10 protein-coding genes and 1 other RNA gene are annotated in these 12,817 nt (G+C 64.8%); 6 read left to right on the plus strand and 5 right to left on the minus strand.

Annotated features, from left to right (window positions below):
- Positions 1-153 precede the first annotated feature (153 nt).
- The 5 genes from AC1Z3W_RS23515 to ompA form a co-directional block, all read right to left on the minus strand.
- Entirely contained in the window at positions 154-1,398 is a 1,245-nt protein-coding gene (locus AC1Z3W_RS23515) for a tyrosine-type recombinase/integrase (RefSeq protein WP_483508550.1), read from the minus strand.
- A 163-nt stretch (positions 1,399-1,561) separates the two neighbouring features.
- Positions 1,562-1,931: a transfer-messenger RNA gene (ssrA, locus tag AC1Z3W_RS23520) on the minus strand.
- Between the two features lie 17 nt (positions 1,932-1,948).
- Positions 1,949-2,665, minus strand: coding sequence for a phosphoglycolate phosphatase (gph, locus tag AC1Z3W_RS23525; protein WP_057928121.1), 717 nt, complete (start codon positions 2,663-2,665; stop codon positions 1,949-1,951).
- A gap of 13 nt (positions 2,666-2,678) precedes the next feature.
- On the minus strand, positions 2,679-3,377 hold the full coding sequence (gene ubiG, locus AC1Z3W_RS23530; protein ID WP_057928120.1) for a bifunctional 2-polyprenyl-6-hydroxyphenol methylase/3-demethylubiquinol 3-O-methyltransferase UbiG: 699 nt from the start codon (positions 3,375-3,377) through the stop codon (positions 2,679-2,681).
- Between the two features lie 156 nt (positions 3,378-3,533).
- Positions 3,534-4,202 carry an outer membrane protein OmpA gene (ompA, locus tag AC1Z3W_RS23535; RefSeq protein WP_057928119.1) on the minus strand — a complete coding sequence of 223 codons (669 nt, stop codon included), beginning with the start codon at positions 4,200-4,202 and terminating at the stop codon, positions 3,534-3,536.
- A 533-nt stretch (positions 4,203-4,735) separates the two neighbouring features.
- Between ompA and gyrA the strand changes: the two genes are divergently transcribed.
- From gyrA to aroA, 6 genes are all read left to right on the plus strand, one after another.
- Positions 4,736-7,339 (plus strand): DNA gyrase subunit A, encoded by a 2,604-nt coding sequence (gyrA, locus tag AC1Z3W_RS23540; protein ID WP_057928118.1) that lies wholly within the window; start codon positions 4,736-4,738, stop codon positions 7,337-7,339.
- A gap of 83 nt (positions 7,340-7,422) precedes the next feature.
- A complete protein-coding gene (locus AC1Z3W_RS23545; RefSeq protein WP_040144902.1) occupies positions 7,423-8,022 on the plus strand; it encodes a DUF2059 domain-containing protein in 600 nt (199 codons plus the stop codon).
- Between the two features lie 160 nt (positions 8,023-8,182).
- The gene (gene serC, locus AC1Z3W_RS23550; protein ID WP_057928117.1) at positions 8,183-9,265 is read left to right on the plus strand and encodes a 3-phosphoserine/phosphohydroxythreonine transaminase; all 1,083 of its coding nucleotides are present in this window, start codon (positions 8,183-8,185) and stop codon (positions 9,263-9,265) included.
- Between the two features lie 34 nt (positions 9,266-9,299).
- On the plus strand, positions 9,300-10,382 hold the full coding sequence (gene pheA / locus AC1Z3W_RS23555) for a prephenate dehydratase (RefSeq protein WP_175825441.1): 1,083 nt from the start codon (positions 9,300-9,302) through the stop codon (positions 10,380-10,382).
- Positions 10,383-10,569: 187 nt separating this feature from the next.
- Positions 10,570-11,496, plus strand: coding sequence for a prephenate dehydrogenase/arogenate dehydrogenase family protein (locus tag AC1Z3W_RS23560; protein ID WP_483508553.1), 927 nt, complete (start codon positions 10,570-10,572; stop codon positions 11,494-11,496).
- A 13-nt stretch (positions 11,497-11,509) separates the two neighbouring features.
- Positions 11,510-12,814, plus strand: coding sequence for a 3-phosphoshikimate 1-carboxyvinyltransferase (gene aroA, locus AC1Z3W_RS23565; RefSeq protein ID WP_483508554.1), 1,305 nt, complete (start codon positions 11,510-11,512; stop codon positions 12,812-12,814).
- The last annotated feature ends 3 nt before the right edge of the window (positions 12,815-12,817 follow it).

Consider the following 12,817-nt stretch of genomic DNA (forward strand, 5'->3'; position numbering starts at 1 on the left):
GTGGGCGCGCCGAACTGCGGCGCAAAGAATGCCGCCGCCGCGCCGCTTTCGCGGGAAATGGCTCTCTTCGCGTGTCTGTGCGAGTGGCTACTGGGTGACTACCTCGGGTAGTCAGGTGGTCACTTTGGGTGGTCAGGTAGTCACGTACGTGGACTATCGCGCCGCCGTCAGGGGAATCACCTTGGCTCCGGCCTTGATCTGGTCAAGGTAGTCCGCCCACTGCTGCATCATTTCGCGACGGTGAGGCAGATGGGCTGTGCGGTTGTACGCACGGCCAAGCGGGTCTTTCACAGCGTGCGCGAGCTGGGCCTCAATGATCGCCGCCGCCACGCCCAGTACTTCCTCAAGAATCGTCCGCGCCATTGCCCGGAACCCATGGCCGGTCATGGTGTCGCCGTCATAGCCGAGCCTGCGTAGTGCGCCGTTGATGGTGTTGTCGGACATGGGGCGGTCCTTCGTCCGAACGCTCGGAAACAGGAAGCGGCCATTGCCTGTCAGTGCATGCAACTCGTGCAGGATTGCGACAGCCTGAGACGGTAGAGGGACGATGTGCGCGCCGCCGGCCGCCTTGCCCTGCTTGGTGCGCTTCATGCGTTCGCCCGGTATCTCCCATGTGCCTGCGTCGAGGTCAAACTCGAACCATTCCGCGGCGCGAAGCTCACCGGGGCGCTGGAATAGCAGCGGGGCAAGCCGCAAGGCGCATAGCACCGGAAACGTGCCCTGATAGCCGTCGATTGCGCGCAGCAGCTCGCCCACCTGTTTCGGATCGGTGAGGGACGCCATATGCTCGACCTGCACGGGCGGCAACGCGCCTCGAAGATCGGCGGTAACGTCGCGCTGGGCGCGGCCCGTGGCCACGGCATAGCGGCAAGCCTGGCTGATATTTGCCCGGAGGCGGTGAGCGGTTTCCAACGCTCCGCGCTTCTCAACCCGGCGTAGCACGTCGAGCACGTCGGGCGGCGCGAGGTCGGCAACAGGCTTGCCACCGATCCACGGGAATGCATCAACCTCTAGGCGGCGCAGGATGCGGTCTCCGTGGCCTTCTGACCATGTGGGGGCGTACTTCGCGTGCCACTCGCGGGCAATGGCCTCGAACGAGTTTTCGGCGTTGAGGCGCTGGGTGCGCTTCTCCGCCTTCTTCGATTCGCCCGGATCGATGCCGGCCGCTAGCTTCTCGCGGGCCTCGTCCCGTTTCCTGCGCGCTGCCGCCAGCGGTACGTCTGGGTAGACGCCGAGCGCCAGCGTCTTGTCTTTCCCATTAAATCGGTAGTTCATCCGCCAGTACTTCGCACCTGATGCGGCGATCTGTAGGTACATACGACCACCGTCCGACAGGCGGTTTCCGGTGCCGATCGGGTTATATCGGGCGTTCCTGATCTGGGTATCGGTGAGTGGCATGGTGGTATCGGGGATTGGTGGTCCGGCAGATGCCACCGAAAGTACCACCCGATACCACCGGCTGGCAATGGTGAAACTTTGGCGTAGCTAGGAATGAAAAACCCCGCGGAGCCAAGCCCGGCGGGGTTTTCTAGCGAAACGTGGTGAACGTTTGGCGGGTATTTGGTGGAGGCGGCGGGAATCGAACCCGCGTCCAGAAGCGCTCCACGACTAGTTCTACATGTTTAGTTCAGTCATTTGATTTAACCGCAGCGACGCGGACGAACACGCTGCACTACGGCGATTCGCTAGGTTTTCGACCCTGGCGTCGCGACGCCGACAGGGCTTAACTGACGTAAATGACCTCTGGCGGTATTGCTACCGGTCTTGCGACACTAGCCCGTCAGTGAACTAGGCAGAGGACGGCGGCCGTTAGGCTGCCAGTGCGAACGTATCGTCGTTTGCAGTTACGATTTTCCCATTGATTAACGAGGTGACGGGTCCTCGACATGCCCTAGCCGCTTCACAACCCCTGTCGAAACCAGGTCGCCCCCGCGGATAAGATCAATCATTATAGCCCAACATCGCGTAGCAGTTTGCGCAGTTCCTGCGTCGAGCCGACGAGATGCTGCGCTTGCCAGTCAGCCGGCGCGGCGCCGTCGCCGCAGTAGCCGTACGCGGCCGCGACTGTCGCCATGCCTGCCGCGCTGCCGGCTTGGATGTCGCGAAGATCGTCGCCGACATAGACGATTCGCTCCGGTGCGAGCGTCATTTGTCCGGCAGCATGCAGCAGCGGGGCCGGATGCGGTTTCGGATGCGGCGTTGTGTCGCCCCCGACGATGCAGGCCGCGCGTGGCGCAAGGCCGAGCAGGTCGGCAAGCGGTGTAGTGAGGCGCATCGCCTTGTTGGTGACGATGCCCCAGCGCACGCCGCGCGCATCGAGTTCGTCGAGTACGTCGCCGATGCCGGGGAACAGCACCGTGTGCACACAGATGTCCGTCGCATAATTGACGAGGAACTCGTCGCGCATCGCATCGTAGTCGGGCGATTGCGGGTCGATACCGAATGCGCCGCCGAGCAGTCCGCGCGCACCGGCCGATGCCAGCGGCCGCAGCACGTCGAGCGGCGTTTCGGGCAGGCCGCGTACGCGCTGCATCTTGTTGACGGCGGCGGCCAGATCGGGCGCGGTGTCTGCGAGCGTGCCATCGAGATCGAACAATACGGCATCGCAGTGCAGCAGGCGCGGCTCGTCGAGCGCGGTTCGCTCGGTCGAAAGGGGAGTCGTCATGCCGGTCGGAAGGTCACACGCCGCGGCGGCACGCGACCAGATAGTTGATGTCGGTGTCGTTCGACAGCGCGAAGCGCTTGCCGATCGGGTGATAGGTAATGCCCTTGATCTCCACGATGTGCAGATCGGTCCCGCGCACGAAGCTCGCCAGTTCCGACGGGCGGATGAAGCGCGCGTAGTCGTGGGTGCCCTTCGGCAGCATCTGTGCGATGTACTCCGCGCCGATCACCGCGAACAGGTACGACTTCAGGTTGCGGTTCAGCGTCGAGAAGAACACCCAGCCGCCCGGCTTCACGAGCGTCGCGCACGCGGCGACGACACCGGCCGGCGACGGCACGTGCTCGAGCATCTCCATGCACGTGACGACGTCGTAGGTGCCCGGCTCGCGTTCGGCGATCGCTTCGGCGGCGATTGCCTCATAGTCGACCATGATGCCGCTTTCGAGGCTGTGCAGGTCGGCGACGCCGAGCGCTTCGGTCGACAGGTCGATGCCTTTCACCTGTGCGCCGAGCCCGGCCATCGATTCGGACAGGATGCCGCCGCCGCAGCCGACATCGAGCGCGCGCTTGCCGGCGAGGTGCGCATGCGAATCGATCCAGCCGAGCCGGACCGGGTTCAGGTCATGCAGAGGCTTGAATTCGGCGTTCGGGTCCCACCACCGATGGGCGAGGTCGCTGAATTTCTGGAGTTCGTGCGGATCGGCGTTGGTCATGTCGGCAAACGGGCTACAGGAGGAGGGCGGTACGACGGTGCGTCAGCCCCGAGTATATAAGATGCGGGCGAGCGGCGAAGTGACGGGGGCCCCTGGGCCGGCATCAAAGAAAAAGCCCCGCCGGAGCGGGGCTTTGAAGCAGTCGAAAACCGCGGCTTACTGCGCCGGAACGGTCGTCTTCTGGACTTCTTGCGTACCGACCACTTCGACTTCCACGCGGCGGTCCGGTGCGAGGCAGGCGATCAGTTGCTTGCGGTTCTTCTGGTTGCAGCCGGTCGTGACCGGGTTGCGCTTGCCCTTGCCTTCCGTGTAGATCTTGTTGGCCGGGACACCCTTGCTGACCAGGTACGACTTGACTGCTTGCGCACGGCGCAGCGACAGACGGTCGTTGTACTTGTCCGAACCGATGCGGTCCGTGTAGCCCGTAGCGACGACCACTTCCGTGTTCATGCCTTCGATCTTCGCTGCCAGCTCGTCCAGCTTCTGCTTGCCGAGCGGCTTGAGCGTTGCCTTGTCGAAGTCGAACAGTGCGTCGGCCTGGTACGTGATCTTCTGGCTCGTGATGGCCGGAGCGACCGGAGCGACCGGCGGCTGCGGTGCCTGGGCGACCAGTGCGCCATCGCATTTCGCGTTGGCGGTGGCCGGCGTCCAGAACGCGTCACGCCAGCAGAGCTCGTTCGTGCCGTTCATCCACACCCATTCGCCCGTGCCGTTCACCCAGTTGTCGTTGACGGCTTGACGCGACGCCGGCACCGACTGTGCCGAAGCGGATGCAGCCATAACTGCGGTAGCTGCAATGAACGCGAGCTTTGAAAGTTTATTCATATTTCTCCTCTCGAAATTGAGATTACCGCAGGTTTACTGCGAGCTTGTTGACGGTGACAAGTCATACATTGCTCGAAGTATAACATTGGTGCGGCACAAAAAACGCGGCACCGCTCTGTGTAGACTTCGAGCAGCGTCTAACTTTCAGTGCGTTGGCATTTTGCCATATCGTTCCCTTCCTACGAAAAAAAATCCTCCCCACCCCAAGATCGCTCCAACTTTGTGGTGCATGCGCAACACCGGCCTGCCGCAACTTTTAGAGATTGTCAAGGGTGTGTCCGCGAAATTGCGCGAAAGGCCTCGAGTGTTTACTGGTGGACGTGACACGGATTCGCAGGGCCTGAGCCCAAGAAGGGGCGCGATCGTGGTCGGTTCTGGGTGCCGCCGCCGTGGCCACGATTTTTGCTGTTTACATATAGAGGGGGTGGCGAATTGGCGGCCGATGGGCGCATGTTAGAATCTCGCGTTGCGTTGCGCATGCAGCGCCCACGCGAAAGGCGTTCGCCGTCTTCGCTCCGAAACGATACGGATACATGGATCAATTCGCCAAAGAGACCCTGCCCACCTCCCTAGAGGAGGAAATGCGCCGTTCGTATCTCGATTACGCGATGAGCGTGATCGTCGGACGTGCCCTCCCGGATGTCCGCGATGGCCTGAAACCCGTGCACCGGCGCGTGTTGTTCGCGATGCACGAACTGAACAACGACTGGAACCGCGCGTACAAGAAATCGGCGCGTATCGTTGGTGACGTGATCGGTAAGTATCACCCTCACGGCGATACCGCGGTGTACGACACGATCGTGCGGATGGCGCAGGACTTCTCGCTGCGCTACATGCTGATCGACGGACAGGGCAACTTCGGCTCGATCGATGGCGACAATGCCGCGGCGATGCGTTACACCGAGATTCGCATGGCGAAGATCGGTCACGAACTGCTCGCCGACATCGACAAGGAAACGGTCGACTTCGAGCCGAACTACGACGGCAACGAGACGCAGCCGTCGGTCCTGCCGTCGCGCATTCCGAACCTGCTGATCAACGGCTCGTCGGGCATCGCGGTCGGCATGGCGACCAACATCCCGCCGCACAACCTGAACGAAGTCGTCGACGCTTGTCAGCACCTGCTGAACAACCCCGAAGCGACGATCGACGAGCTGATCGAGATCATCCCGGCGCCGGACTTCCCGACGGCCGGCATCATCTACGGCGTCGCCGGCGTGCGCGATGGCTATCGCACCGGCCGCGGCCGCGTCGTGATGCGCGCGGCCACGCACTTCGAGGAGATCGACCGCGGCCAGCGGATGGCGATCATCGTCGACGAACTGCCGTACCAGGTGAACAAGCGCTCGCTGCTCGAGCGCATCGCCGAGCTCGTCAACGAGAAGAAGCTCGAAGGCATCTCCGACATTCGCGACGAGTCCGACAAGAGCGGCATGCGCGTCGTGATCGAGCTGAAGCGCGGCGAAGTGCCCGAAGTGGTGCTGAACAACCTGTACAAGGCGACACAGCTGCAGGACACGTTCGGCATGAACATGGTTGCGCTGGTCGACGGCCAGCCGAAGCTGCTGAACCTGAAGGAAATCCTGCAGTGCTTCCTGTCGCATCGACGCGAAGTGCTGACGCGCCGCACGATCTACGAACTGCGCAAGGCCCGCGAGCGCGGCCACGTGCTCGAAGGTCTCGCGGTCGCGCTCGCGAACATCGACGAGTTCATCGCGATCATCAAGGCGGCGCCGACGCCGCCGATCGCGAAAGCGGAGTTGATGGCGAAGCCGTGGGATTCGTCGCTCGTGCGCGAGATGCTCACGCGCGCCGAGAGCGAGAACGCAGCGGCCGGCGGCCGCTCCGCGTATCGTCCGGAAGGCCTGAACCCGGCGTTCGGGATGCAGGGCGACGGACTGTACAAGCTGTCCGACACGCAGGCCCAGGAAATCCTGCAGATGCGTCTGCAACGCCTGACGGGCCTCGAGCAGGACAAGATCATCGGCGAGTACCGCGAAGTGATGGCGCAGATCGCCGACCTGCTGGACATCCTCGCGCGCCCCGAGCGGATCACGACGATGATCGGCGAAGAGCTGACGACGGTGAAGGCCGAATTCGGCGACGCGCGCCGCTCGAAGATCGAGCTGAACGCGACCGAGCTGAATACGGAAGACCTGATCACGCCGCAGGACATGGTCGTCACGATGTCGCACGCGGGTTACGTGAAGTCGCAGCCGCTGTCGGAGTACCGTGCGCAGAAGCGCGGCGGTCGCGGCAAGCAGGCGACGCAGATGAAGGAAGACGACTGGATCGAGACGCTGTTCATCGCGAATACGCACGACTACATCCTGTGCTTCTCGAACCGCGGCCGCGTGTACTGGGTCAAGGTCTATGAAGTGCCGCAGGGCTCGCGCAACTCGCGCGGCCGTCCGATTGTCAACATGTTCCCGCTGCAGGACGGCGAGAAGATCAACGTCGTGCTGCCGGTCAAGGAATTCTCGGCCGACAAGTTCATCTTCATGGCAACGTCGCTCGGCACCGTGAAGAAGACGCCGCTCGAGGCATTCAGCCGCCCGATGAAGAAGGGCATCATCGCGGTCGGTCTCGACGACGGCGACTTCCTGATCGGCGCGTCGATCACCGACGGCGCGCACGACGTGATGCTGTTCTCGGATGCCGGCAAGGCCGTACGCTTCGACGAGAACGACGTGCGCCCGATGGGGCGCGAGGCGCGCGGCGTGCGCGGCATGCAGCTCGAGGACGGGCAGCAGGTCATCGCGCTGCTGGTCGCGGGCAGCGAAGAGCAGACCGTGCTCACCGCGACCGAGAACGGCTACGGCAAGCGCACGCCGATCACCGAGTACACGCGTCACGGCCGCGGCACGAAGGGGATGATCGCGATCCAGACGTCCGAGCGTAACGGCAAGGTCGTGGCTGCGACGCTCGTCGACGCCGAGGATCAGATCATGCTGATCACGACGGCCGGCGTGTTGATTCGTACCCGTGTGTCCGAGATTCGCGAGATGGGGCGTGCTACGCAAGGTGTTACACTCATCAGTCTCGATGAAGGTACCAAGCTCTCCGGCCTGCAGCAGATCGCGGAAGCCGAAGAGGGCGATGGCGAGGCCGACGAGGCGTCGGACGGCGAAGCCTGAAGAACGGATGAGATTCGAGCCACCGCGGGCGCCAGGCGCCGCGGTCGGCGAGCAACCATTCATATTTCCAAAAGGGAGTGATGATGCAAAAGCAATTCAAGCAACTGGTTCTGCTGGCTGCACTGGTGCCGACGTTCGCGATGGCGCAAGCGCTGTCGAATTCCGCACCGGCTGCAACCGCGGCAGCTGCGCCGATCGACGCCGACAAGAAGGCGGCGATCAAGGATCTGCTCGACGCGATCGACGCGCCGAAGCTCGTGTCGGCTATCGGCAACAGCGCCGAGATGCAGGCAAAGCAGCTCGTGCCGGCAATCCTGTCGGACGCGCTGTCGGAAAACAAGACGCTGAACGACAAGCAGAAGCAGGCAGCCGTTCCGACGCTGCAGAAGAACGCGGTACCGAAGCTGGTCGACGGCGCAGGCAAGGTGTTCGGCACGCAGCAGTTCCAGAACGACGCGATGTCGGCTCAGTACGACGCCTACGCGAAGTACTACAGCACGTCGGAGATCAAGGATCTGACGACGTTCTACAAGAGCCCGACGGGCCGCAAGTTCATCCAGGTTCAGGATCAGGTCGGCCGCGACGTGGTCAACGGCCTGATGCAGAAGTACATGCCGCAAGCGATCCAGGCGACGCGCGCGCAGGCTGACAAGGAAGTCGCGGCAGTCAAGCCGGGCAAGTAAGCCGTCCGGGCGCGCCGCCCGGCCTTCGGCCGGGTTTGGCGGGAGCCTGATGACAGTGCGATAATGGCCGTTTGCGCGTGAGCGCAAGCGGCCATTCCTTTTCTGGCGCGGTTCTTTCTGCCGGCGGCAAGCCGGTCGCGTCCTTCCCGAGGTTTTCACGATGCGCGTCTTTAATTTCTCCGCCGGTCCTGCGGCGCTCCCCGAGGAAGTGCTGCGGCAGGCCGCCGACGAAATGCTCGACTGGCACGGCAGCGGCATGAGCGTGATGGAGATGAGCCATCGCGGCAAGGAGTTCATGTCGATCCACGAGGCGGCGCTGACCGATCTGCGGGAACTGCTCGATGTGCCGGCCAGCCACCGGATCCTGTTCCTGCAGGGCGGCGGCATTGCCGAAAACGCGATCGTGCCGATGAACCTGCTCGGTTCGCGCAAGACCGCCGACTTCGTCGTGACGGGCTCGTGGTCGCAGAAGTCGTTCAACGAAGCGAAGAAATACGGCACGCCGCATCTGGCCGCATCCGGCAAGACGGCGGACGGTTTCACGCGTGCGCCTGCCCGCGCCGACTGGCAACTGTCGGACGATCCGGCCTACGTGCATCTGTGCACGAACGAGACGATCGACGGGGTCGAGACGTTCGAGATTCCCGACCTCGGCGACGTGCCGCTCGTCGCGGATGTGTCGTCGCATATCCTGTCGCGCCCGATGGACGTCGCGAAATACGGCGTGCTGTTCGGTGGCGCGCAGAAGAACATCGGGATGGCCGGCGTGACAGTCGTGATCGTTCGCGAGGATCTGCTCGATCGCGCGCTGTCGATCTGCCCGTCCGCCTTCGAATGGAAGACCGTCGCCGAGAACAACTCGCTGTACAACACGCCGCCCACCTATGCGATCTACATCGCGGGCCTCGTGTTCCAGTGGCTGAAGCGGCTGGGCGGCCTCGAGGCGATCGAGGCCCGCAATATCGAGAAGGCGAAGCTGCTCTACGACACGATCGATGCGAGCAGCTTCTATCTGAACAAGGTCGAGCCGGCGGTGCGTTCGCGAATGAACGTGCCCTTTTTCCTGGCCGACGAAACGCGCAATGAAGACTTCCTTGCCGGCGCAAAGGCGCGCGGGCTGCTGCAGCTGAAGGGCCACAAGTCCGTCGGCGGCATGCGGGCGTCGATCTACAACGCGGTGCCGCTCGAGGGCGTCAAGGCGCTCGTCGAGTACATGAAGGACTTCGAGCAGCGCGGCGCCTGACCGCGACGCTGTTCAAACAGCACGGCAACTACGCATGGACGACGAACTGAATTCCCGCCTGAAACCGCTGCGCGACCGCATCGATGCGATCGACGCGCAGTTGATCGCGCTCCTCAACCAGCGCGCCGCTGTGGCGCTCGAGGTGGGCGAGGTCAAGAAGCACTTCAACGCGCCGGTGTTCCGGCCGGAGCGCGAGCTGCAGGTGATCGCGCGCCTGCAGGACATGAGCGCGGGGCCGCTCGCAAGCGAGCACATCAGCGCCATCTGGCGCGAGATCATGGCTGCGAGCCGGGCGCTCGAGCAGACGATCCACGTCGCGTTCCTCGGGCCGGTCGGCACGTATAGCGAACAGGCGATGTTCGAGTATTTCGGCCAGTCGATCGAAGGACTGCCGTGCCCGTCGATCGACGAAGTGTTCCGCTCGGTCGAGGCAGGCGCGTCCGCATTCGGCATCGCGCCCGTCGAGAATTCGACCGAAGGCGCGGTGTCGCGCACGCTCGACCTGCTGCTGCAGACGCAGTTGCTGATCAGCGGCGAACTCGCGCTGCCGATCCATCACAACCTGCTCACGCAGAGCGGCACGCTCGACGGCGTGACGCGCGTCTGCGCGCATGCGCAGGCGCTCGCGCAATGCCAGCAGTGGCTTGCCGCGAACGCGCCGCAACTCGAGCGGCAAGCGGTATCGAGCAACGCGGAAGCCGCGCGTCTCGCGGCGGCCGACCCGAGCGTCGCGGCGATCGCGGGCGACCGCGCGGCCGCGCACTACGGGCTGCAGATCGCGTTCTCGCTGATTCAGGACGATCCGCACAACCGCACGCGCTTCGTGATCATCGGCAAGCAGCCTACCGGGCAGAGCGGTCACGACCAGACCTCGCTGATCGTATCGGTGAAGAACGAGCCGGGCGCCGTGTTCAAGCTGCTCGAGCCGCTCGCGCGGCACGGCGTGTCGATGACGCGCTTCGAGTCGCGTCCGGCGCGCGTCGGCACGTGGGAGTATTACTTCTACATCGACATCGAAGGGCACCGGGACGAGGCGGCCGTGGCCGCCGCGCTCGCGGAGCTCGGCCAGAAGGCTGCGTTCCTGAAGATACTCGGTTCATATCCGCGCGCGCGCTGACGCGCAGCGGCCCGTCGCCCGCACCGCGCGGGCGGCGCGGCGAAGCGGGCAGGGCAGGCCGGGCGGCACTGCCGAAGGCGGGCTCGGGCGGTATCCGGTGCAGGTCGCGCCGGGTGCGGGCCCGTTGCCCAGGATCTGGACTTCCGCGCGCGGGGCATCGTTTCGCGCGCGTCACTTGGCTCTTGTCGTGTCAGGCTTTGCATTCAACAAACTTGTCATCTTCGGCGTCGGCCTGATCGGCGGATCGCTGGCGCGCGCACTGCGCGAGCGCGCGCTGGGCGGCGCGGGCGAAGTCGTCGGCGTCGGCCGTTCACGTGCGTCGGTCGAGCGCGCGCTGGCACTCGGCGTGATCGATCGCGCGGCAGCGCTCGACGACGATGCGCAACTGCGCGACGCGCTCGCCGGCGCCGATCTCGTGCTGCTGGCCGCGCCCGTCGCGCAAACGGGCCCGTTGCTCGCGCGCATCGCACCGTGGCTCGACGCCGCGACGATCGTCACCGACGCGGGCAGTACCAAGTCCGACGTCGTCGCGGCCGCGCGCGAAGCGCTCGGTGCGCGGATCGCGCAGTTCGTGCCGGGGCACCCGATCGCCGGGCGCGAATCGAGTGGCGTCGAAGCCGCGCTGCCGGATCTGTACGTCGGCCGCAACGTCGTGCTGTGCCCGCTGCCGGAGAACGCGTCCGCATCGGTCGCGCGGATCGACGCGATGTGGCGGGCGACCGGCGCCGACGTGCGCACGATGAGTACCGAGCAGCACGATCGCGTGTTCGCGTCGATCAGTCATCTGCCGCACGTGCTGTCGTTCGCGCTCGTCGAGCAGATCCTCGGCGAGGCGGATGCCGAACTGAAATTCTCGTACGCGGCGGGCGGCTTCCGCGACTTCACGCGAATCGCGGCATCGAGCCCGGAAATGTGGCGCGACGTATGCGTCGCGAATCGCGCGGCGCTGCTCGACGAACTCGACGGCTACACGCGCGTGCTCGCACGTCTGCGTGCGGCGATCGACGCCGGTGACGGCGCGGCGCTCGAAGCCGTGTTCACGCGCTCGCGCGCCGCACGCAAGGCATGGCAGGAGCGCGGCGCGCAGCCCGCTGCCGAACCGGTCAAGAAATAACAGGACGATTCTCATGGACTATCTCGATCTCGGCCCGTATTCCAGCGCTTCGGGCACCGTGCGCCTGCCCGGCTCGAAGAGCATCTCGAACCGCGTGCTGCTGCTCGCGGCGCTTGCCGAAGGCGACACGACGATCACCAACCTGCTGGATTCCGACGACACGCGCGTGATGCTCGATGCGCTCGGCAAGCTCGGTGTGAAACTCGCGCGCGAGGGCGACACCTGTGTCGTCACCGGCACGCGCGGTGCGTTCACGGCGAAGACGGCCGACCTGTTCCTCGGCAATGCGGGCACGGCGGTGCGGCCGTTGACGGCGGCGCTCGCGGTCAACGGTGGCGACTATCGCGTGCATGGCGTGCCGCGCATGCACGAGCGGCCGATCGGCGACCTCGTCGACGGCCTGCGGCAGATCGGCGCGCAGATCGACTACGAGCAGAACGAAGGTTTTCCGCCGCTGCGGATCAAGCCTGCGGCAATCACGGTCGACGCGCCGATCCGCGTGCGCGGCGACGTGTCGAGCCAGTTCCTCACCGCGCTGCTGATGGCGCTGCCGCTCGTGAAGGCGAAGGATGGCAGGATCGTCGTCGAAGTCGACGGCGAACTGATTTCGAAGCCGTACATCGACATCACGATCCGGTTGATGGAGCGCTTCGGCGTGACCATCGAGCGCGATGGCTGGCAGCGCTTCGTCGTGCCGGCCGGCGTCCGCTACCGTTCGCCGGGGCGCATCATGGTTGAGGGCGACGCGTCCTCGGCCTCGTACTTCCTCGCGGCCGGCGCGCTCGGCGGCGGTCCGTTGCGCGTCGAGGGCGTGGGGCGTGCGAGCATTCAGGGCGACGTCGGCTTCGCGAACGCGCTGATGCAGATGGGCGCAAACGTGTCGATGGGCGACGACTGGATCGAGGTGCGCGGCATCGGCCACGACCACGGCAAGCTCGAGCCGATCGACATGGACTTCAACCTGATTCCGGACGCGGCGATGACCATCGCGGTTGCGGCGCTGTTCGCGAGCGGCACCAGCACGCTGCGCAACATCGCGAGCTGGCGCGTGAAGGAAACCGACCGCATCGCCGCGATGGCGACCGAACTGCGCAAGGTCGGCGCGATCGTCGAGGAAGGCCCCGACTATCTGGTCGTCACGCCGCCGCAGCAACTCACGCCGAACGCCGCGATCGACACGTACGACGATCACCGGATGGCGATGTGCTTCTCGCTTGTCAGCCTGGGCGGCGTGCCCGTGCGGATCAACGATCCGAAGTGCGTCGGCAAGACGTTCCCCGACTATTTCGACCGCTTCGCCGCGCTCGCCAAGGCCTGACCC

The organism is Burkholderia sp. 10_S31 (genome assembly GCF_056930375.1).